Raw genomic sequence first — 23,946 nt, 5'->3', positions numbered from 1 at the left:
GTAAAGGTAAATTGCCTTTTTTAACCAATTTTTGATTTTACTCAAATACTTGATTTGAACTTTACTTATTAGTATTAAAAAAAATAATTAGGTGAAATTTTAGACTTATGTTTAAATTATAAAAATCATGTAAAAGAGCGGGGCTTGCCCCGCTCTTTTACATGATTTTTATAATTTCCTATTCTGAAGTTGTAAAAATCGTATATTAATTTATGTACATATACTTTTAAATTCCACTAAGAGAAAAGCCAATGTTTTTAGTTACAATATTTGTTAATTCAACACCTAAAGATAAGCTTTTGTTTACGTCAAATCTGGAGGTACGCAAAGATTTGATGTCACTAATCGTACAATTGACAAATTTATTCCCTTTAGTTACACGGTCAACTTTAAATAAATTGTTGGCACCTGAAAAAGTGCAGTCAATGAATTCGTTATCTCTTGCATATGAAGTTAGCCTTCCTGATTGGTCATTCCAATGAAAATCAATTATTGCGCCACTATGGTCAACAGTATTTGTTATAGTACAATTTTTAAAAGTATTGTTGAAAGCTGCCGTATCAATACCATTGTTACCGTCCGATTCCTTCCAATCTGAGAAGACAATTCCTTCTCCGGCATTGTTACTGCAATTAATAAATTCATTGTCATGAGAATAATTCGTAATTTTCCAGCCACCGCTCAATGCCAGTCCTTGGCCTTCTACATGGCAATCCCTAAAAGTATTAAAAGCAGCACGGTTGTTCAATTCAAATGAAGTTCCTTCTGCTCTACAATTAGTAAATGTATTGTATTCAGAACCTACTTTTACACTATAACCATGGCCAGGATGTGATAAAGCACCTATCCTTTTAACTAAGTTGTTGTCCAAATTAAGCTTGTTACTACCATAAACCATAATGTAATAATCGGTTGGATTGGTATTGTTATCGCTATATACCATATTATTGTTCAATGAGGAATTATTAGAGCCCACAATTGCAATTCCTCTAGCTCCGTTGTTAATGGCGAGGCAATTTATCATTTCAAAGTTATCTGAACTAGTAATCCAAAAACCATTACCACTTAAGTTCTTATGTAAATCGCTAGTTCCGTTTGGATAGCTATTTGCAGGATTGAAATCACCATGGTCAACTGATATGATATTCTTGAATTTGCAATTATTTCCTCTAGCATATATTCCGTATTCATAATCCCTTATCATAAAGTTTTCAAGGTATATGTAGTTTTTGCTGTCAATCTTAATTCCCATTCCTGAACCAATGTTATTAGATCTCGATCCTTTGAGTAAAGGCATTTTGGAAGAGTCTAAATCGTCACTATTAGTTTTGTATTGTTCGTAGGAATATGTTGGACTATTGGTGCTGACAATGTCTCCTGGTGTATTTTTATACCCAATGAATTGTATTGGTTTACCTTCGGTCCCAGAATTTTTAGTCAATAACTCTACTCCGCCATAATTACCTGCTTTAATATAGACGACATCACCGGCTTTTGCAGAAGAAAAAGCCTGTTGTATACTCCAAGCCGAAGCTTCTGTGCTTCCATTGTTGGTACTCTTGCCTGCAGTGGTTACGTAATAGACATTATCTCCAGTTATTGGTGAAGTTTTATCCGTAGGTGTAACGGTTACCGAAATACTACCAGTTTCTTTAGAAACTGAATTGTCTGAATTGGTCACGGTTGTTGTGTAATCAAACTCGTCCGTGCCCGTTTCATCGGTATTGGGGGTGTATACAACGGTATTATCCTCTTGCACCTCTGCGGTGCCCATTTTTGGGGGGGTTACTTCCGTAATGATTACCTTTTCAGGTTCTTTAAAGGTATCGTTGCTTAAGGGTTTAATGACGACCGGATTGTTGGCTAAGGTAACCACAACATCGTTTACCATGAAGGCTTGGGGTTGCTCTATTACATATTCTGCCAAAAGATCGGAATCTTTGTTGCAGGAATAACTTAAAAATAAGACAATAGAAGCTAGGGTCAATTGGATAAAATTCGAGGGGCGAAATTTCATAAGTTTAAGACTTTTGTTTAAATGATAATCATTTGGGTTTTACAAATATTATTTATTTTTTTAACATCATCGTTAAAAGACAAGCTATTTTCGATGAACTGCACTTTTAAGATGCAATGGAGGTTTTACGATTGGTTTTAAGGGTTTAGATGTTTAGGTTACGTTTATTCGATGAAATGCTCATTTCTTTATGATTTGACCCTGTATTTAGCCTGTGAATGTTAATTTTTTAACATTGGGATACGGTTTACTACAGGTTTTAAATAGCTACGAATAATAAGGAAAACATTAGTACATCATTAGGGTTTTATTTATAACGGTACTGACTGTTAAATGGTATCTCTTAAAATCTAAAAAATATTTTAGGAAGGACCTGGTTACCTAAGGGCATTCTGGAAGGTGATTCAAGATATTCCTGTAGTAAGGAAGGGGAGTGGTATTATATTATTACTTTTTCATTGCATATTGCTCACAACACTTTTCTTCTAATATTTGACAGAACGGACAAAACGATACAAAAGAAAGCTTTTGTTATGGATTCTGTTGAATGTTTAACTCGACTACAAATATGAAATTCTTTTGATGAACATAAAATCAATTAAAATCTACTTTTGTTTAAGACTTGTTTCCAAAGCATCAAGTATGTATATTCGTTAAAATGTACTTGAACTCGATTAACACATATAGGGGGATTGCTATATTGTTTATAGTTTCAGCACATTGTTATTCTATCTCAGGGATACAGTTAGACAACACCCTGGAAAGAGTATTTGCTAATCTTATGGCAGGTAGTACGATTCATTTTATTTTTATTTCCGGATTTCTATTTCATCATATTTTCTATCGGAAGCAAAAAACGAATAGTTTTTTTTATGCAAAAGTGAAACGATTGTTAGTACCCTATAGCATTCTATCCATTGGGCCAATTTTGATTAAACTCCAAACCAAGCCAGAATTCTGGAATGCTTATTTGCCACTGACAGGCGGAGGTGTTGTGCATGATTATATTATTCCTAGCTTTCTTTACTACATCACTGGGGCTCATTTGGTAGCCTACTGGTATATTCCATTTGCACTTTGCCTTTTTCTCATGTATCCTTTACATGTCAAATTCATAGAACTCAAGCTAAGTAATCAATTGATTATTGTTGGTGTTTGTTATATTATAGCCATTCTTATTCATAGACCCGTAAATAACTTAGCAATATTACAATCGGTTTTTTATTTTACTCCTGCATATTTATTAGGTATTCTTTGCTCAATGAACAAAACTTCTATTTATGCCAAACTAAAAGGGAAGGAGTTCATTTTTTTTGGGGCAGCATTGGTGTTGGCGATTGTTCAGGCTCTTTTAGGGAGGTACAACAATTATCAAAAACTACCTTTTATTTACGATGGCATAGACTTGGTTCTTTTGCAAAAATCGGTTCTATGTATCTTTTTTATGGTCTTTTTATACCGATATGAGGGTTCAAGGAATAGGTTTATAGTCCTTTTGGCCTCCACCAGTTTTGGTATTTATTTTATTCATTCGTACGTGTTGTACATTTTAACCTTGCTAAAAACAGAATTTGAAGTCAAAATAAACTATAATTGGCCTGCTTACTTTTTGATATGGGGCACAATAGTTATTTGTAGTATGCTTTTGGCTCTTTTAATGAAAAAATTGTTCCCAAAATACGCTGTATATATTACCGGATACTAGTATACAAAAGCCAGTGAAAATTTATTATGACCCTGGTCCTGTAATATTTTTGAATATAATTATTGAACCACCTCCAGCTGTAAGTTCTTGCTCAACATGTCTTGTTGCTACAATTGTCTCTGTTTTTCCCTATTCGCTAAATGTAGGGTATAAGTCCCATAGGCATTGATTTTGATAATCAAGTTTTGGTCAATGTCAATAGTTGGACGGAAAAGGTAGTTGAACTTCCTTGAATTAACTGATTTTATGCGTGTAGGATTATTGGGGGTTAAAATGGAATAGTAAATATTATTCGAAGAGTATTGACTTCCCTTGTTCCCTGCACATGAACGCTGGTCCTGTTCTCTGGAGCATTTCCTTGATCTATCTTTTTCTTAACTGCTGTGATTCTCCGTTGTGCTTTTCCAGCCATGTCTCTATTGGCTTCGCGTAGTTGTCCTTTTTATCTATTGAACCTATGTAACGGATATTTAGGTTTAAGTGAGTTTCCAGTATTCATTGGGTAATATGGGCACCTGATTGGTAATGCTCGTGCAGGCCATCATGGAGAACAGATTCTATCGCGCGGGGTTTCAAGATGTGGGTCTTGTTTAGTCCAGGTTGGATGTTCTTGTTCAATGTGGTTTGAACTTAGAAAATCCAATTATTCTCTTAAGGGTTATATTAATTGCATTTTCCGTATAAAACCTATGATAGGTTAGGGAGGGAAAAGTTAGTGTCCCTGGGCAAGTAGATAGATGGCTTAAATAATATCTGTAACCTAAATTATACTTATTAATCTTTAGTGACCACGATTACAATCGTCCATTAATTTGCTTCCCCAAAACACCCTTAACATCATACACTATGCCATTGGTCTTTAATATTGAATTTAGGTCTAGACTTAAAAATTGACTATGGGCTACTGTCAATACAATTCCATCATATTTCTTTTTGGGCAATTGGGTATAAGTAGTTAGGTTGTATTCGTGTTTAACCTCATTAGTAGAGGCCCATGGGTCAAAAACATCTATTTTTGCTCCGTAGCTACTTAAATTGTTTATTACGTCTACAGCTTTTGTATTTCGTACATCCGGACAATTTTCCTTAAATGTTATGCCTAAAACCAAAATATTGGCACCTTTTACCTTTAGGTCGTTTTGTACCATTAATTTTACCACTTCTGCCGCTACATAATTGCCCATACTATCGTTCATTCGTCTCCCCGCCAAAATTATTTCTGGGTGATATCCGTATTCTTGGGCTTTTTGGGCTAGATAATAAGGGTCTACCCCAATACAATGACCTCCAACCAAACCTGGACTAAAGGGGAGGAAATTCCATTTGGTAGCAGCCGCTTTTAAAACTTCCTGGGTGTCGATTCCCATTAGATTAAAAATTTTGGCCAATTCGTTTACAAAGGCAATATTGATGTCCCTTTGTGAATTTTCGATGACTTTGGCAGCTTCGGCTACCCGAATACTGGGCGCCAAATAGGTTCCCGCAGTAATAACGGATTTGTAAAGCTGATCTACTTTTGTTCCAATCTCAGGGGTGGAACCAGAAGTTACCTTTAGTATTTTGTCAACAGTGTGTTCCTTGTCGCCAGGATTTATTCTTTCAGGGGAATAACCGGCAAAAAAGTCAAGGTTGAATTTTAATCCACTTGTTTTCTCTATGATAGGTATACATTCTTCTTCAGTTGCACCTGGGTAAACGGTGGATTCATAGATTACAATATCTCCCATCTTAATAACCTTGCCAATTGTTTCGCTAGATTTAAATAATGCGCTTAAATCGGGTTTATTGGCATTGTCCACAGGGGTTGGCACTGTTACAATATAGTAATTGCAGCCTTTTATATGTTCCAATTGATCCGTACAAAAAAGTCCTTTTCTTGCATTGGGTGTGTCCTTGATGACTTCTTTTAAAGAGGTATCAGAAACTTCCATGGTATAGTCCACTCCATTACCCAGCTGTTTTATTCTTTCCTTATTAATGTCAAATCCTACTACGGGATATTTTGTTGCAAATAAATGTGCCAATGGCAACCCTACATAGCCCAGGCCTATAATGGCGATTTTGATATCGTTCATGCAATCATTATTTAAGACTAATTATAAGTACTATACAGTATGAGGCCTTCTTGGTTAAAAAGACAACTTTTTTGAATTATTTTAAATTATCCCAATACCAGGATACGGCTTCTTTTAGGCCTTCTTTTAAATTATGGGTTGGCTGGTAATCCAATAAATCTTGAGCTTTTTGGATAGAGGCTAGGGAATGTGGTACATCGCCCTCCCGTAATGGGCCGTAGGTTGTTTTGATATCCTGTATTTTGGAATCATATTCAGATAGGTATTCCTTTAGAATGGTTATTAAATCGTTCAAAGAAGTACGTTCACCAAAAGCAACATTGTATACGCTGTTTAAGGCTAGCTTTTTATTGGTAGCCAAGGCTTTTATGTTTGCTTGGACTACGTTATCTACATAGGTAAAATCCCTGGAATAGCTACCATCACCATTAATATTAGGAGATTCGTTTTTCATTAACTGCATTACGAATTTGGGAATAACTGCCGCATAAGCCCCATTGGGATCTTGTTTTCTTCCGAAAACATTAAAATAACGCAACCCAATGGTTTCCATGCCATAGGTTTTAGCGAATATTTCGGCATATAGCTCATTTACGTATTTGGTAATGGCATAAGGGGATAAAGGTTTTCCAATAACTTCTTCAACTTTTGGTAACCCTTTGGAATCTCCGTAGGTAGAAGAACTAGCCGCATAGACAAAGCGTTTTACTTTGGTATCCCTAGCAGCTACCAGCATATTCAAAAATCCGGTTACATTTACTTCATTGCTGGTTATGGGGTCTTTAATGGATCTTGGAACTGATCCCAAAGCTGCTTGGTGCAATACGTAATCTGTATTATTACAAGCTGTTATACAGTCCTCTAGGTTTCTTATGTCCCCTTCTAAAAGATTGAAATTTTTATTTTTCAGAAGATGCGAAATATTTTCAATTTTTCCTGTTGCAAAATTATCTAGGCACAATACTTTGTTGCCATTATTTACAAGGAATTCGCATAGATTGGATCCAATAAATCCAGCCCCTCCTGTTACCAGTACAGAATATTCTTTTGGGAATTTTAATTCTTTATTAGTCATATTTGTTATAAAGGAAGATTCTTTTGTAGTTTGAAAAGTGTTCTAAGGTTGGAAAATATAGGTGAGGGCATAGAAATTAAGCTTCTGTCTCTTTTTTTGGTATGTTATAGAAATTACAGAACCAATCGGTAAAGGATTTAACTCCATCCGCTATATTGGTTTTTGGTTGGTAGTTATAGTCATGTATAAGCCTATCAATGTTGGCCCAAGTTTTTTGCACATCGCCAGGTTGTATAGGCAACATTTCTTTGGAGGCAGTTCTGCCCAGGTTTTTTTCAATTTCCACAATAAAATCCAATAATTTAATGGATCTGTTATTTCCAATATTGTAAATCTTGTACAGTTTCTTTTGATCTATAGGGGTTGATGATTTTTTTTCAATAACACTTGTGATTCCGGTAGTTATATCGTTTATATGGGTAAAATCGCGTTCCATTTCACCATTATTGAAGACCTTTATAGGTTTTCCTTTTACAATAGCTTCAGTAAAAAGAAAAAGTGCCATATCTGGTCTGCCCCAAGGCCCGTAAACCGTAAAAAATCTAAGTCCCGTAGTGGGTATTTTGTATAAATGGCTATAGGTATGTGCCATTAGTTCGTTACTCTTTTTTGTTGCTGCATAAAGGCTTATGGGGTGGTCTACCTGATCATCTTCATGAAAAGGGATTTTCTTGTTAAGACCGTACACACTGGAACTGCTGGCGTAAATAAAATGTTGGATTGAATGGTGCCTGCAACATTCCAAAATATTGGCATAGCCGACCACATTGGAATCTATGTAAACTTCGGGGTTGTCTATGCTGTAACGTACTCCTGCTTGGGCAGCCAAATGGCACACCTTGTCAAATTTTTCTGTCTCGAAAACTTTGGGAAGCCTTTCCCGGTCGGCAATGTCCATACGGATAAATTGGAACTGGTCTCCATATAAGGTTCCGGTGCAACCAAGGTGCAAAAGCTCGGCCTTGTCCTTGGAAATGCCCAATTCTTTTAGTCGTGCGTATTTAAGTTCAATATCGTAATACCTGTTTATATTATCTATCCCGACCACCTGATGCCCTTTGTTCAGTAAAGATCGAGTAACGTGAAACCCTATAAAACCCGCAGAACCAGTAACTAGTATTTTCAAAAGAATTTGTTTTTCACAAATATCGGAAAAATTGACAAGTGGGCTGGGTTCTCCCTACATTTAATAGTGTTTTAGTTTTGCAGGCCTATATTTTTATACTGGTCCTGTGTCGTATGTGTCAATTCATTTTTTCTTACCGCTTCCTAGGATTCTCCAATCTTATAATAGTTAAACCCTAATTCGGTCATACTTTCTTTATCCAAAAGTCTTCTCCCATCAAAAACAAAGGCTGGTTTTAGCATATTTTTGAAAATTTCGGCCCAATCGTAGTTCTTAAACTCATCCCATTCTGTTAGTATGGCTATAGCATGGGCATCCTGAATGGCCTCTATAGGTTGTTTTGTAACTTTCAATAAGCGGCGGTTTTCTTCGGGCGTTCTGGTATTTAAATAATCCAGGTCTGCATAAATTTGCTTTTCAGAAACCTTTGGGTCATAAACCACTATTTCAGCTCTTTCTTCCAATAACGCATCGGCAACGTATATAGCTGCGGATTCCCTAGTGTCATTGGTGTCTTTTTTAAATGCCCAACCATAGAATACTATTTTTTTTCCGGAAACTGTATTGTATAGCGTGGAAATAATATTTTCGGCAAAGCGTCTTTTCTGGTAATCGTTCATAATAATTACTTGTTCCCAGTAATCCGCAACTTCTTGTAAGCCAAAACTACTGGCAATGTAAACCAAATTAAGGATGTCTTTCTGAAAACAGGATCCCCCAAAGCCTACTGAGGAATTTAAGAATTTGGATCCTATTCTACTGTCATAGCCTATGGCTCTGGAGACTTCAGCGACATTGGCATCCGTTTTTTCACATAATGCAGAGATAGAATTTATAGAGGATACGCGTTGTGCTAAAAAGGCATTGGCAACGAGTTTGGAAAGTTCCGAAGACCAAACGTTGGTCTGTAAAATGCGTTCCTTTGGAAGCCAATGTTCATAAATGGCACTCAAGGTGTTTTTGGCCGCTTTACCTGTGGCAGTTTCGTCACCACCTATTAAAACACGGTCTGCATGCAATAAATCTTCTATAGCGGTACCTTCCGCCAAAAATTCAGGATTGGAAAGGATTTCGAAAGCAACTCCGTTACCGGTATTGTCCAAAATACTTTTTATGGCACTGGCCGTTCTTACGGGAAGGGTTGACTTTTCAACAACAATTTTATCGGTTTTGGCAACCCTGGCAATATTTCTGGCGCATAATTCAATAAATTTAAGATCGGCTGCCTGCCCTTTGCCCTTACCGTAGGTTTTGGTAGGAGTGTTTACAGATATGAAAATTATTTCTGCCTCATCAATAGCTTTGTCCACCTCAGTGCTAAAAAAAAGGTTTTTGCCTCTTGTAGCAGCCACAATTTCACTCAGGCCAGGCTCGTAGACCGGTAAATTATCCAAATTGGAATCGTTCCATTGGTTAATGCGGTCTACATTGATATCCACAACAGTAACTTTAATCTCTGGACATTGACTGGCTATGACAGACATGGTAGGTCCGCCAACATAACCGGCCCCGATGCAACAAATCTTGGTGACTTTTTTCATTATTATAGGATAATTATTTTGTGCAAAGATTAAAAATTAATTCAATTGACCTAGGCTTTTAGCTTATCTAAGCTTATATTTATAGGTGAATTGTTCAGAAGTCTCGATAAAACTTCGAAAAATTTAATTAGAGCAGTATTTAATCGAGATAATTCAATCTTGAACGAATTATCTGGTGAATATGATAATGTACTCGAAAGTATAGCTAATTTTACATTGCAATAATTAAATAACCCCAAGTTTTGATTACAAAAACAAAAATATGGCTTTCTTCGCCACATATGGGCGGCAATGAGCAAAATTATGTTCAAGAGGCGTTTGATACGAATTGGATAGCGCCACTAGGTCCCAATGTAAATGCTTTTGAAGATGCTATTGGAAATTATTTAGGCAATTCCATGCAGGTGGCTGCTCTTAGTTCGGGCACAGCGGCAATTCATTTGGCGTTGGAGTTGCTTGGAGTTACGTACGGAGATGATGTAATTTGTCAGTCGTTTACTTTTTCGGCTTCCGCTAACCCTATAACCTATTTAGGGGCTCGGCCTATATTTGTGGATAGTGAAAGGGAAACTTGGAACATTTCGCCGGTATTGTTGGAGCAAGCGATAAAGGATGGTTTAGCAAATGGCAAAAAGCCTAAGGCGATTATCGCGGTACATTTATACGGCATGCCTTATAAGGTGGAGGAAATAAATGAAATTGCATCCAAATATGATATTCCTGTAATTGAGGATAGTGCGGAAGCACTCGGAAGCACCTATAAGAATAGGCCTTGTAGCAGTCTTGGAACAATAGGTATATTGTCTTTTAATGGCAATAAGATTATTACCACTTCCGGTGGCGGTGCCTTGATTACCAAGGATGGGGGATTAAAAAAGAAGGCGGTTTTTCTGGCAACACAAGCTAGGGATAATGCTCCGCATTATGAACATACCCATATTGGCTATAATTATAGAATGAGCAATGTGCTTGCCGGAATAGGTAGGGGGCAAATGGAGGTGATCGAAGATAGAGTGAATAGTCGAAGGAGCAATTTTGAATATTATAAGTCCAAATTGGCACGACTATCCGAAATAGAATTTTTGGACGAGCCAAATGACTTAAAATCCAACCGATGGTTGAGCTGTATATTGTTACCTTCATACGATATTCGTGAAAAAATAAGGTTATCGCTATTGGAGGAAGATATAGAGTCCAGACCTTTGTGGAAACCAATGCACTTGCAGCCTGTTTTTTTAGATTGTAAGAGTTTCGTTGACGGCACATCAGAAGATTTGTTCCAAAGAGGGCTTTGTCTGCCCAGCGGTTCCAATTTGCAGCAAGAAGATTTAGATCGAGTTGTAGAAATAATTTTAAAAGTAATAACCCAATGATACATAATTACTTAACCAGTAGAGCACAAAAGTATACCTCCAAATGGATTGTCTTGGCAATAGATTTGATCTTGGTGGCCATAACATTTATATTATCTTACCTTATAAGGTTTAACCTAACCCTTGATTTTGATATTAGCAAGTTGGTTATGCAGTTGCCTGTGATAATTCTAATTTCGTTGCTTGCCTTCTTGATTACAGGTTCGTACAAGGGAGTAGTCCGTCATACAGGGGTAAGGGATGTTTATAATATTTTCAATGCCATTTGTCTTGCCAGTATAATTACCATTTTCATAATTATTCTAAATAGGGAAATGGATTTTATGGAAGGTTTTACAGTACCGTTATCCATTATAATTATTCATAGTTTGTTGTGCTTTATTGCCTTAACGGCTTCTAGGTATATGTTTAAGAATGCCTATTATAACTTGGTGAAGCAATTTAAGATCACCAAAAATGTTATTATTTACGGGGCAGGAGAATCCGGTATTCTTACCCAGAATGCCTTAACGGGGCATTCAGGAAGTTCATCAAGAGTTGTTGGGTATATAGATAAGGATTATGAAAAGGTGGGCAAGAGTATAAATGGTGTAAAGGTTTATGCTCCCGAAGTATTGTCGGAGTATTTCTTAAAAGCCAATGGTATTAATGAAATAATTTTTTCCATACAAAATATAGAGCATAGCAAATTAAGGGAATTGGTTGAAGGTTTGGTCGATTTTCCTGTACAAGTCAAAATAGTTCCACCTATAGAGGATTGGATCAATGGTGAATTGAAACTTTCCCAGATTAAACAGGTGCAAATTGAGGACTTGTTGGACAGGGTTCCCATCAATATCAAGAACAATCGCATTTCCAAGGAGTTAAAGGATAAGGTGATTGTGGTTACTGGTGGAGCAGGTTCTATTGGTAGTGAGCTGGTAAGGCAAATAGCAAATTACGAATATAAATCGCTAATCGTGATCGACCAGGCAGAATCTGCCTTATATGACTTGCAGCAAGAGTTGATACAGAACGGTTTTCATAATTTTATTCCTATTGTCGGGGATATAAGGGACAAAAATAGGATGTCCGGATTGTTTCAGGAGTACAAGCCCAATATGGTGTTTCATGCCGCTGCATATAAGCATGTACCGTTAATGGAATACAACGCCTATGAGGCTGTTAAGATTAATGTTGCAGGGACCAAGGTGATCGTAGATCTTTCTCTGGACAATAATGTGGATAAATTTATTTTTGTGTCTACGGATAAGGCCGTTAACCCTACTAATGTAATGGGGGCTACCAAAAGGATAGCGGAAATGTACATTAGTTGTTCGCAGCAACAGAACAAAACAAAATTTATTACAACCCGTTTTGGTAACGTTTTGGGGTCCAATGGTTCTGTGATTCCGTTATTTAAAAAACAAATTGAAAAAGGAGGTCCCTTAACCGTAACTCATAAGGATATAACTCGCTACTTTATGACGATTCCGGAAGCGGCCCAATTGGTATTGGAAGCTGGAGGAATGGGACAAGGAGGTGAGATATTTATTTTTGATATGGGTGAATCCGTCAGAATTTTCAATTTGGCCAAGAATATGATTAAATTGTCCGGTCTACGATATCCTGAGGACATCGATATCAAGATTACAGGGCTTCGACCAGGTGAAAAATTGTATGAGGAGCTATTGGCCAATGGGGAAAATACCATGCCTACTTACCATAAGAAAATTATGATCAGCAAGTCCAGGGAGTTTGATTTTGAGGATATTAGGTCCAAGATTAACGAGTTGTGTGTGACCAATATGTTTTTTAATGGTAACCCGGTGGCACTTATGAAGGCTATTGTTCCAGAATATGTTTCCAACAATTCTGATCAATGTAAGCTGGATAAGGTTAAAGAAAATAAAAAAGTAGTAGAAAAAACAGAAAATGTAAACGTCAAGAAAATGCTACAGTCTTAAATTTTACTATACTTGCATTACAAAATCTTATAATCAATTCCATTATACCTGGTTCCATGAAAAAAGAATATTTTGGCTTATCCAAACTTTTATTAATTTTTGCGTTATTCCTTTCATCCTGTGCCTCGAAAAAAGAGGTTGTCTATTTTCAGAATGCCAGTAGTTTTGAAACCCTGGTAGACAAGAACAGTTTTACCCCAAAATTTAAGGTCGATGACCTTGTTAGTATTAATGTGTCTACCCTGGATAACGAGGCCAGCGTTCCCTTTAATTTGTATAAAGGTGTAACCGAAGGAAGTATACGGGCAGAAGAGGTAGAGTATCTTATCGATCAGGAGGGAAATATCAATTTTCCAGTGATCGGCAAGTTGAAAATATCCGGTTTATCGCCAGAGGAAGTAAGGCTACTTTTGAGTGAAAGATTGAAGGACTATTTAAAGGATCCTATAATTAATATTAGGTTGGTGAATTTTACAGTTACAATTTTAGGAGAAGTTAGAAGTCCAGGTACTTATCCTGTAGGAGGGGAACGTATAACTATTTTGGAGGCACTTGGCCTGGCCGGAGATTTAACTATAAAGGGAATGCGTAAAAATGTGATGGTTATCCGTGATTTTGATGGCACCAAGGTGTATACCCGTTTAGACCTTACCCAAAAGGAGGCTATGAATTCCCCAGTTTATTATCTGACCCAAAATGATGTGGTCTATGTGGAACCCAATCAATCGGCAGTAACTTCTTCTAGTTTGGACAACAGGGCCACTATAGCCATTTCCTTGGCCTCGCTGGTGATTACCTCCACCATACTTTTTATAACAAGAAATTAACGATTAATATATTTTACTCCTTACCCAATGAGTTTAAACTCTCAAAACAATTCCACGGATCACTTCGATATTAATGAAATAATAAGTTTATACTCTAAGCATTGGAAATGGTTCGCTTTGTCAGTTGTTATTGCATTTTGCATGGCGTTCATTTATCTACGTTACGAAATCCCGGAATATCGTGCTGAAGCTAAAATCCAAATTGTTGATGAAGGCAGTTCCGGGGCGGGCCTTGGGTTATTTAAAGATTTGGATCTTCTTTCCGGAGGAAATACAGAAGTTAGCGACGAAATTGAACTAATTAAATCGAGGTCCAATTTTATTGAAGTGGTCAAAACTTTGGGGCTAAATACAAAGATTATGGCCCAAGGTAATATAATAGATACGGAATTGTATAGCAACCCACCGGTAAAGGTAAATTTTATAGCTGCCGATTCTATTATTAATAAATCCAGTTTTACTTTTTATTTACAATTGTCATCTACTACCACATTTGGTTATACCGAAGAGGAGGATATGCCATTAAAAGTGCTGTCATTTGGGACGAATATTCCTACCCCAATAGGGGATATTGTGGTAACCCCCAATATGGAAAATTTTGATCGATTTAAGAAGGCTAAAATTAAGGTAGAGGTACACCCAGTTAATCTGGTGGCTCAAGCTTATATTGAGAAGATAAATATTAATATATTGGATGAATATTCCAATGTGGTTAATATTGCCTTGGAAGATCCTATAAAAGAAAAGGCAATTCAAATATTAAATGAATTGATAAGGGTCTACAATAAGAATGCCATAGAGGATAAACGGATGATTGCCGATAGAACTTCGAATTTTATTGATGACAGAATTGCAGAGATTTACACCAATCTTTCTACGGCTGATCAGACTGCCCAAGACTTCAAAACTGGAAGAGGGGTTACGGACATTGCTTCTGAAGCCAATATTAATTTAAATGTGGGGGTGGCCAATCAACAGGAATTGGCCAATATGCGGACCCAGCTCAATATTGCTGCATCTATGAAGGACATTGTGGAACAGCAGGATGGTTTTGAGGTGCTTCCTGGGAATATAGGCCTAACCGACCCAACCATAAATAGTACTACTTCCAAGTATAACGAATTGGTTTTGGAACGGAACCGATTATTAAAAAGTTCCAATGAAAAGAACCCGGTCATTGTTAATTTGGACCAACAGATCCGAGGTTTAAAAAGGAATATGCAGTCTAGTTTAAGCAGTACGGTAGATAATTTGGGCTTACAGGTAAATGCTTTGAGTAGTCAACAGGCTATTTTTAATTCCAAGATTTATTCCGCTCCAAAAAATGAGAGAGCCTTAAGGGATATCACCAGAAAACAGGAAACAACGGAACAGTTGTATCTTTATTTGTTGCAGAAGAGGGAGGAAGCTCAAATTGCAGTAGCCTCAACCGCACCTAAATCTAAGGTAATAGATTATGCCTATAACCCTAGTCCATTTCCTATATCACCCAAAAGAAAAGTTGTTTTTTTGGCCTTTATATTACTTGGCGGCTTAATTCCATTTTCTTGGATTTATGTGACGAATTTGTTAGATAACAAACTGCACAACATGCATAGTTTGGAAAAAATATCCATGGATATTCCTGTGCTTGGGGAATTGCCACGACTGTCCAGAAAAGACCAAAAAGTAATTGTTAAAGAAGACCGCTCCGTTTTGGCAGAATCCTTGAGGATTATTAGAACCAATCTGGATTATTTGATCAAGACAAAAAGTACAGAAAACGGAAAGAATAATATTATTTTTGTTACCTCTAGTGTTCCAGGAGAAGGGAAGTCTTTTCTATCAACCAATTTGGCCATGACAATTGCCAGTACCGATAAAAAGGTGCTATTATTGGGGGCTGATGTCCGTAATCCCAAATTGTATTCCTTTTTTACGGGAAGTGAAATTAATAAAATGCCCGTTAGGAGTAGAAAAAAGGATGTGGGTCTTACGGAGTACCTCTATGATAATGCTTTGGAGGTTAAGGATATCATTAATCCGATGTTGGTTTTTAATGATACTATGGATGTTATATATTCGGGGAGAATACCTCCCAACCCTGCAGAATTGTTAATGAGCAAACGTATTAAAGAACTTTTTGAGGAAATATCTGAGAAATACGATTATGTAATAGTTGATACGGCACCATTAATGGTGGTTACGGATACATTATTAATCAGTGATTATGCCGATCATCTCATTTATGTAACAAGAGCAGGTGTTACGGAAAAGAAGGCTGTTCAATATCCTATGAAATTGCAGGAGGATGGTAAAATCAAAGGGCTGTCCTTTGTAGTGAACGATGTGAAAGTTTCCAATTTAGGGTATGGCGGTAAATACGGTTATGGCTATGGCAAAAGCCAAAAAAAGTGGTGGAAATTTTAAAATCTATGCACTTGTTGAGCAATGATTATTATAATCTTCCTTTTGGACTTGGTTACTGTAATGTAATTTTATAGCATAATTATATGGCGATTAGAGTTATATAATCAGGGATTTAATTTAAACTCATTTGATTTATAAAAGGGAAGGCGTTTAGTCTTCCTTTTTTTGTTTTTTACAGATTTTATTTGCTTGCCCTCTTTAGCGGATACAGCTAAATGTTTGTGAAGCAGAATCATCGGTGGTTTTCATTATTTTGATAGAGCAATATGTTTTATTAAGCTTAATGAAGGCTTAAAGTGTTCATAATTTTTATCCCTGTATTTTATCGATGAACATTCGGGTTTAAACGAATAAGATTAGGGTATTTTCCTTCACGATTGTTATTACTTTATATTTGTTTGTTGTAACTTATAAGACCCGTTGCAAGCGGTTTAAAATTAGAATGCTTTTTAACTATAGGAATATGAAACACAATTACTCCAAATCCCTTTTATTTATCTTTTTTTGGTTGTTCGCCCTAGGATTTAACCAGATAAATGCACAGATTAACTTTTCTCAGAGCCAGTTGGATTTCAATGGAAATGGTAATGCTTTGGTCACCACTTCATTGAAATTTGGTCCTGATGGACGGTTATATTTTGCTGAATACTCTGGTACCATCAAGGCACTTACCATAGAAAGGAACGGTCCTAGCGATTACAAAGTCCTAAATACTGAGGTAATTACTGGTATCAACGGTATTCAAAACCATAATGACGATGGTTCCCCTGATAGTTCAGCATTAAGACAGACTACTGGTATAACTGTTGCTGGAACTTCCGCAAATCCGATTATCTATGCTACCTCCAGTGATTTCAGAATTGGAGGGGGAGTTAACGGTGGATCTGGTGATACAGGTCTTGATACCAACTCTGGGATTATAACTAGGTTTTCTTGGAACGGATCTTCATGGGATGTGGTAGATATAGTTAGAGGCTTGCCGAGATCGGAGGAAAACCATGCTACCAATGGATTGGAATTTGTTACAGTTAGTGGAATTGACTATCTAATCGTAGCTCAAGGGGGACATACCAATGGGGGAAGTCCATCCATCAATTTTAATTATGCAATGGAATACGCACTTTCCGGGGCCATTTTATCAGTAAATCTGGATATTTTGGAAGCGCTACCTATCCAAAATGACAATGGTCGTAACTATATATATGATATACCAACCTTGGACGATCCAACACGTGCCAATGCAAACGGCATTACCGACCCTAATGCTCCTGGTTATAATGGTATAGATGTGAATGACCCTTTTGGAGGCAATGATGGTCTTAATCAGGCCATGGTAGTACAAGGTGGTCCTGTTCAAATTTTTTCCCCAGGTTATAGAAATGCATATGATTTAGTGGTTACGGAGAGTGGGGCCGTATATGTTACGGACAATGGTGCCAATGGTGGATGGGGTGGATTTCCCGAGAATGAGGGTACTGCCAATGTAACCAATAATTATGTTGTAGGAGAACCTGGAAGTTCTTCCCCATCTGGAGGAGAACAAATTAATAATGAAGATCACCTTCAATTGATTACCACGGATATTCAAAATTATGTTTTTGGGAGCTATTATGGAGGACATCCAAATCCTGTAAGGGCCAATCCTAACGGAGCAGGATTATATACCACTCCAAACGCTACAAGTAATGCAGGTGCTGTTTTTAGAACACTAATATATGATCCTGATGGATCTAGTCCAGGGTCTACAACCGATGCAAGCATAGCACTTCCTGCAAATTGGCCTCCAGTGCCGACGGCCAATCCCGTAGAAGGGGATTGGAGGGGACCGGGGATAACCAATCCAGATGGCCCGGATGATGATATAGTAACTGTTTGGGGTACCAATACCAATGGTATTGATGAGTATACAGCTACAAACTTTAATGGAGCCATGCAAGGCGATTTACTTGCCGGGACCAATTTTCAACAGTTAAGAAGAGCAGAACTTAATCCAGATGGTAGTCTTGAGACACTAAATCCAATTTTTGCTTCCAATTTAGGCGGTAATGCACTTGGGGTGAGTTGTAATGGGGATTCAGATCCTTTTCCGGGAACTATATGGATAGGGATATATACTGGGAGTGGAGGAAACGGTAATACAGTATCCAAAATTGTTGTATTGGAACCTGCGGATTTAGTGAATTGTATAGCGCCAGGTGACCCGGGATATGATGCCAATGCTGACTACGACAACGATGGCTATACCAATCAGGATGAGGAACAAAATGGCAGTGACCCTTGTAATGGTGGTTCGCAGCCAAGTGATTTTGATAAATCTGCCGGTGCTCCCTATCTTTCGGATCTTAATGATTTGGATGACGACAACGACGGTATTTCAGATGCTCTAGATCCTTTTCAATTGGGCAACCCTAATACAGCGGGCAGCGATGCATTTATAATTCCTGTTATTAATGAGCTATTTTCAGATACTAGTTTAGGTGGATATTTAGGTCTTGGAATGACCGGTTTAATGAATAATGGAGATGCTAATCCCAATTGGTTAAATTGGATCGACAGAAAAGATGACCCCGTAGACCCGAATCCGAACGATATTTTGGGAGGGGCCATTGGCGCAATGACTATGAATATGACCTCTGGAACGGCTTTGGGAGCTACCAATAGCCAAGAAAAGGGATTTCAATATGGAGTACAGGTAGAGCAGACCAGTTCCATATTTACTGTAGTTAGTAGTTTGGCTAATTTTAATGATCCCTTGCAGTTATATGGAAATACGGCTTCACCCAATGGTGAGCTTGGCATTTTTATGGGTGATGGAACTCAGAGCAACTATATTAAAATGGTGATTACTCAAAATGGAATTACTGCCTTGCAAGAAATTAATGATGTGCCGCAACCCTCTTTGGATTTTGTGGTTCCAGTTCAAGATCGTCCAAATGGTGTTGTATTCTATTTTGTAGTTAATCCAGCAAATGGGGAAGTGGTTTGCCAGTATACATTAGTAGGGGGGGCATCTCGGACTACTTTAGGTACGATAACGGCATCAGGAGCTTTATTGACAGCTTTACAACAATCCACTACCGATTTGGCCGTTGGACTAATTGGAACATCGAATGCTACCGGAGTAGAATTACAGGGAACTTGGGATTTCCTTAACGTTTTGGACAGCAATCCTTTCGTAGTCAACAATATTCCAAATTTGGATAGAATGATCAACTCTGCCAATGAGGTATTAACTTTGGATAATTTTTTCGATGATGATAATGGTATCTCCAATCTTACTTACACTGTTGAGAATAATACGGATCCCAGTATAGGTGCAGTAATCAACGGGAACGAACTGACCTTGTCATATCCAGGAGTATCAACGGTGTCCGATATAACCATACGAGCTACAGATGGTGAATCTAATTTTGTGGAACAGACCTTTACTGTTACTGTTACTGATGCTCCAATTGTATTATATAGGGTGAATGCGGGTGGACCAGAAATAGCGGCCATTGACGGAGGTATTGTTTGGGAGCAAGATACTCCGGCCAACAACTCCGCCAATCTTTCTGTTGCCGGCAGTAACCAAGCCTTTGCTTTTACAGTTAATAGTGGTCCCAGTGTACCTGCTACAACGCCAGCTACTATTTTTAGTACTGAAAGGGCAGACAATGTCGCAGGCGTGCCCAATATGACATATTCATTTCCAGTAGGTCAACCTGGTAACTATGAGGTAAGACTTTATATGGGTAATGGCTGGTCGGGAACTTCAGCTCCGGGACAACGATTATTTGATGTTCAGATGGAAGGGATTACTTATCCGGCCTTGAACGATATAGATTTGTCTGGATCCTACGGTCACGAAGTAGGAGCCCTTATAAGTCATGTTATTACAGTAACCGATGGGGCTATTGATATTTCCTTTATTCATGGAAGCATTGAAAACCCTATGATTAATGGAATTGAAATTTTGGATGCCTCGGACTCGGAAACACCGATATATGTAGATCCAATTGCAGATCAAAAAACCGGTACGGGGGAACAGTTGATAGGTAATCTTACGGTTTCCGCTTATGGTGGAGATGGGAATAAACAGTATTCCGCACAAGGACTTCCACCAGGATTGGTTATTGAACCTACCAATGGGCAAATAGGAGGGACAGTGGCAGTTGGTGCTGAAGTGAACAGCCCTTATAATGTAACCATAACCGTTGATGATAGCGATGGTTTAACCAATGATGCGGTAAGTATTTCCTTTGAATGGGTCATATTTGATGCCACTTCATATAGGGTGAACGTTGGTGGTAACGATGTTACGGCTACAGACAATGGTGTGGATTGGAAGTTTAATAATACCAATGGAGCGTATGCATCAAGTATGTATTCTGTAAATACCGGTTTTTCCATTAACGCCAGTTTACCTTACAATAAAAGACATAGTTCTTTGCCTGCCTATATTGATAACACTACGTTCAACAGCATTTTTGGTAGGGAGCGCTATGATGCAGCTGGAGGAGCCGAGATGGAATTTAAGTTTCCGTTGGAAAATGGAGATTATATGGTAAATCTTTATTTAGGGAATAGTTATGAGTTGGCTGATCAAGTCGGCGATAGAATATTCGATATTTCTCTGGAAGGTGTTATAGTAAAAGATGATTTGGACTTAATTTCAGAGTTTGGACATTTGGTTGCAGGTACGCTATCTTTTCCGGTGACGTTAAATGATGGAGAATTGAATATTTTATTCCTTCATGGGGTTGCGGATAATCCAATAATAAGTGCAATAGAAATTTTTGAGGTGGATACTACAAATCCCACTTTAACCTTATCTACAATTGCCAGCCAATCCAATGATATTAACGAAGTCGTTAATCTTAGTGTCTCTGCAAGCGGTGGAGATCCCGGAGAGGATATTGCTTATTATATCTCTGGTCAACCTGAAGGGATAAGCATTAACTCAAGCAACGGACAAATTACTGGTACAATAGACCCCACGGCTTCGGCTGGAGGACCTAATAACAACGGGGTACATCAAGTAGTGGTAACTGTAGTTAAACCGGGTTCTGCTCCGGCAAGTAAAGTGTTTTCATGGACCATAGCCTCTACTTGGGTCAATAAGAGTGAAGATGAGACCTATACGGCAAGGCATGAAAATTCTTTTGTTCAAGCTGGTAATAAATTCTATCTAATGGGTGGAAGAGAGAGTGCCAAAACAATTGATGTTTATGATTATACTTCAAATTCTTGGACTTCATTGGTTAATTCAGCTCCTTTTGAGTTTAATCATTTCCAAGCTACGGAGTACCAAGGATTAATTTGGGTAATAGGCTCTTTTAAGGATAATGCCTTTCCTACTGAAACCCCGGCTGAATATGTTTGGGCATTTGATCCGGCAAATGAAGAATGGATTCAAGGTCCTCAAATTCCTGCCAACAGGAGAAGGGGATCTGCAGGCCTCGTTCTGCACAATAATAAGTTTTACGTTGTGGCCGGTAACACACAAGGACACGATGGTGGCTACGTTCCATACTTTGATGAATTTGATCCGGAAACCGGAACATGGACAGCATTGGCCGATGCTCCAAGAGCAAGAGATCATTTTGCAGCAGTTGTGATTGGAAATAAGTTATATGTTTCAGGAGGCCGTTTATCAGGTGGTGCAGGAGGAACATTTGCTCCTACTATACCAGAGGTAGATGTATATGATTTTACCGCCCAAAGTTGGAGTACTTTGCCTGCCGGTCAGAATATTCCAACACCAAGGGGTGGCTCTTCAGCGGTTAAGTTTAACGATAAATTGATGGTAATTGGAGGAGAAAGTGAAAATGCAGGTCCCTCTTTAACCACAGTGGAGGAGTATGATCCTGTATCACAATCATGGAGTACATTACCTGGGTTAAATTCACCAAGACATGGTACACAAGCTATTGTTTCTGGAAACGGAATCTTTATTTTGGCCGGTTCGCCCGTACAGGGTGGTGGAAACCAAAAGAATATGGAGTATTTTGGTGAGGATGCACCTGTTGGTAGTCCAAGTGTTGCCAGTGACCTTACTGCTTTGAACGGTTTGTTAATAGCCGATGGAGCTACAGAATCCATCGATTTGGATATAGAAAATGGAAACGTGGGGATTATAGTAACTTCAATGGTTCTATCCGGACCCAATGCGGCCGATTTTAATATTGTATCTGGGGAATTGACCAATCAGTTATTGAATCCAAATACTACACATCCTATTGGAATTACTCTTAATGGTACTGGGGCAAACAGAAGTGCCATTTTAACCATTAATTATGGAAATAACTCTTCCAAAGTCATTAATTTGTCCAATGCTCTAAATGTTCCAGATGTTACCGATCCTGGTACTCAAAATAATATTGAAGGAGAAAGTGTTTCTCTTCAAATAGATGCTACTGGATCTTGTACAGATGTTACATATAGTGCAACCGGATTACCAGCAGGTCTTAGTATAGATGCCAATACAGGTTTAATTTCAGGAACGGTCTCTGCCGGTGGCGGGGGTAGTGGTGCCTATCAGGAAAGTAATGGATTGGTAGTTATGGAAATGGAGAACCTAAATTTTGGAAGTAATTGGTCCGAAGAATCTTCTGTTACAGGTTTTAAAGGAACGGGTTATCTATTTAATACGGTTGATAGTTTTAGTACTCCGGGTAATGGAACCATTACTACCCAGATTAATATCTCAACACCTGGACTTTATAGATTCCAATGGCACAATAAGATTGGTACTATAGCCCCGTCCAATCCAAATACAGAGCATAATGACGCCTGGCTACGTTTCCCCGATGCAGATGATTTTTTCTGTGCAGACAACACAGCAGGTACCACTGATATCAAATATCCTGGAGGAATTGGGAAAACCCCAGTGGTTAATGGGGCGACTTCAGCTGGTTGGTTTAAAATATATACCAATGTTATTGCTTGGAATTGGGATACCCAAACCAGTGATAATGAATTGCAATATGTTTTTGTTCAATTTGACAATCCAGGTACCTACACCATGGAAATTGCTTCTAGGTCCGATGGCCATATTATTGATCGCGCTACCTTGCATAAAGTGGATCAGAATTATAACACAACGCAATTATTTGCTGCATCCGAATCTTTACAAGGTGGAGGAAGTAGTGGTGCTGCTGACAATAGTCCTTATAATGTAGAGGTTACTGTTACCGATGATTGTGTACCGTCTCAATCTACACTACTTGAATTTGTGTGGAATATTGGTGAGGCAGGAAATCAAGTTCCTGTAGCAGTATTGGAAGCTGATATCACTTCTGGTGATGCGCCCCTAACCGTTAGTTTTACAGGAAGTAATTCAACCGATGATACGGGAGTAACAGAATATTTGTGGGACTTTAAGGATGGGACTCCAACAGAGACCACTGCAGATCCTGTACATATTTTTAATACCCCTGGCATATATGAAGTAGAGTTAACGGTTAGTGACGGAGTTCTTTCGAATTCGACTACTTTAACCATAACAGTTAACATACCTGCTAACCAGGCACCAGTGGTTACGAACCCTGGTGAGCAGAACGGTGTTGAGGGCGACGTGGTATCGCTACAGGTTTCGGCCACTGATCCGGAGGACGATGGCATGAGCTTTTCTGCCACTGGACTCCCTACCGGCCTAAGTATAGATAACGCTACCGGACTTATCAGTGGTACCATCGCTACAGGTGCTACAACAAACAGTCCTTATACAGTAGAGGTAACGGTAACGGACGACGGTACTCCTGCGGAGTCTGCCGTGGTTTCCTTTACCTGGAACGTAACTGTGGATCCTGTTAATCAGGCACCAGTGGTCACTAATCCAGGTGTGCAGAATGATATAGAGGGTGCGGTG

Annotated in this window: 11 protein-coding genes; 6 read left to right on the top strand and 5 right to left on the bottom strand. The window is 38.3% G+C overall.

Going from position 1 to position 23,946, the window contains the following annotated elements:
• Positions 1–226 precede the first annotated feature (226 nt).
• Positions 227–2,017: an Ig-like domain-containing protein gene (locus tag MWU82_RS21705; protein ID WP_247097887.1), complete on the bottom strand. Its 1,791-nt coding sequence runs from the start codon at positions 2,015–2,017 to the stop codon at positions 227–229.
• 658 nt (positions 2,018–2,675) lie between these two features.
• Between MWU82_RS21705 and MWU82_RS21700 the strand changes: the two genes are divergently transcribed.
• Positions 2,676–3,722 (top strand): acyltransferase, encoded by a 1,047-nt coding sequence (locus MWU82_RS21700; protein WP_247097886.1) that lies wholly within the window; start codon positions 2,676–2,678, stop codon positions 3,720–3,722.
• A gap of 794 nt (positions 3,723–4,516) precedes the next feature.
• Here MWU82_RS21700 and MWU82_RS21695 read toward each other — a convergent pair.
• The 4 genes from MWU82_RS21695 to MWU82_RS21680 form a co-directional block, all read right to left on the bottom strand.
• On the bottom strand, positions 4,517–5,797 hold the full coding sequence (locus MWU82_RS21695) for a nucleotide sugar dehydrogenase (RefSeq protein ID WP_247097885.1): 1,281 nt from the start codon (positions 5,795–5,797) through the stop codon (positions 4,517–4,519).
• A 76-nt stretch (positions 5,798–5,873) separates the two neighbouring features.
• On the bottom strand, positions 5,874–6,872 hold the full coding sequence (locus tag MWU82_RS21690; protein WP_247097884.1) for an SDR family oxidoreductase: 999 nt from the start codon (positions 6,870–6,872) through the stop codon (positions 5,874–5,876).
• A 76-nt stretch (positions 6,873–6,948) separates the two neighbouring features.
• Positions 6,949–7,998 carry an NAD-dependent epimerase/dehydratase family protein gene (locus tag MWU82_RS21685; RefSeq protein ID WP_247097883.1) on the bottom strand — a complete coding sequence of 350 codons (1,050 nt, stop codon included), beginning with the start codon at positions 7,996–7,998 and terminating at the stop codon, positions 6,949–6,951.
• A 143-nt stretch (positions 7,999–8,141) separates the two neighbouring features.
• Positions 8,142–9,539: a nucleotide sugar dehydrogenase gene (locus MWU82_RS21680; protein ID WP_247097882.1), complete on the bottom strand. Its 1,398-nt coding sequence runs from the start codon at positions 9,537–9,539 to the stop codon at positions 8,142–8,144.
• A 242-nt stretch (positions 9,540–9,781) separates the two neighbouring features.
• Here MWU82_RS21680 and MWU82_RS21675 point away from each other — a divergent pair, with 242 nt between their 5' ends.
• From MWU82_RS21675 to MWU82_RS21655, 5 genes are all read left to right on the top strand, one after another.
• Positions 9,782–10,912 carry an aminotransferase class I/II-fold pyridoxal phosphate-dependent enzyme gene (locus MWU82_RS21675; RefSeq protein ID WP_281502459.1) on the top strand — a complete coding sequence of 377 codons (1,131 nt, stop codon included), beginning with the start codon at positions 9,782–9,784 and terminating at the stop codon, positions 10,910–10,912.
• On the top strand, positions 10,909–12,858 hold the full coding sequence (locus MWU82_RS21670; RefSeq protein WP_247097881.1) for a nucleoside-diphosphate sugar epimerase/dehydratase: 1,950 nt from the start codon (positions 10,909–10,911) through the stop codon (positions 12,856–12,858). The genes MWU82_RS21675 and MWU82_RS21670 overlap by 4 nt, the downstream gene beginning before the upstream one ends.
• A gap of 56 nt (positions 12,859–12,914) precedes the next feature.
• Positions 12,915–13,685 carry a polysaccharide biosynthesis/export family protein gene (locus MWU82_RS21665; protein ID WP_247097880.1) on the top strand — a complete coding sequence of 257 codons (771 nt, stop codon included), beginning with the start codon at positions 12,915–12,917 and terminating at the stop codon, positions 13,683–13,685.
• 27 nt (positions 13,686–13,712) lie between these two features.
• The gene (locus MWU82_RS21660) at positions 13,713–16,094 is read left to right on the top strand and encodes a tyrosine-protein kinase family protein (protein WP_247097879.1); all 2,382 of its coding nucleotides are present in this window, start codon (positions 13,713–13,715) and stop codon (positions 16,092–16,094) included.
• Positions 16,095–16,557: 463 nt separating this feature from the next.
• Positions 16,558–23,946: malectin domain-containing carbohydrate-binding protein (locus tag MWU82_RS21655; protein WP_247097878.1), on the top strand; the 7,389-nt coding region annotated here is incomplete at its 3' end.

Origin of the sequence: Arenibacter sp. S6351L (genome assembly GCF_023016025.1) — a bacterium.
In the GTDB taxonomy this organism is placed as follows: domain Bacteria; phylum Bacteroidota; class Bacteroidia; order Flavobacteriales; family Flavobacteriaceae; genus Arenibacter; species Arenibacter algicola_B.
The sequence above is the reverse complement of the archived record's forward strand: the minus strand, read 5'-3'. Positions and strand labels throughout refer to the sequence as shown.

Excerpts from the sequence above, each read along its gene's own strand:
- MWU82_RS21680 (WP_247097882.1), bottom strand. The coding sequence starts at position 9,539 with ATGAAAAAAGTCACCAAGATTTGTTGCATCGGGGCCGGTTATGTTGGC.
- MWU82_RS21665 (WP_247097880.1), top strand. The coding sequence starts at position 12,915 with ATGAAAAAAGAATATTTTGGCTTATCCAAACTTTTATTAATTTTTGCG.
- MWU82_RS21670 (WP_247097881.1), top strand. The coding sequence starts at position 10,909 with ATGATACATAATTACTTAACCAGTAGAGCACAAAAGTATACCTCCAAA.
- MWU82_RS21705 (WP_247097887.1), bottom strand. The coding sequence starts at position 2,017 with ATGAAATTTCGCCCCTCGAATTTTATCCAATTGACCCTAGCTTCTATT.
- MWU82_RS21700 (WP_247097886.1), top strand. The coding sequence starts at position 2,676 with ATGTACTTGAACTCGATTAACACATATAGGGGGATTGCTATATTGTTT.
- MWU82_RS21695 (WP_247097885.1), bottom strand. The coding sequence starts at position 5,797 with ATGAACGATATCAAAATCGCCATTATAGGCCTGGGCTATGTAGGGTTG.
- MWU82_RS21690 (WP_247097884.1), bottom strand. The coding sequence starts at position 6,872 with ATGACTAATAAAGAATTAAAATTCCCAAAAGAATATTCTGTACTGGTA.
- MWU82_RS21660 (WP_247097879.1), top strand. The coding sequence starts at position 13,713 with ATGAGTTTAAACTCTCAAAACAATTCCACGGATCACTTCGATATTAAT.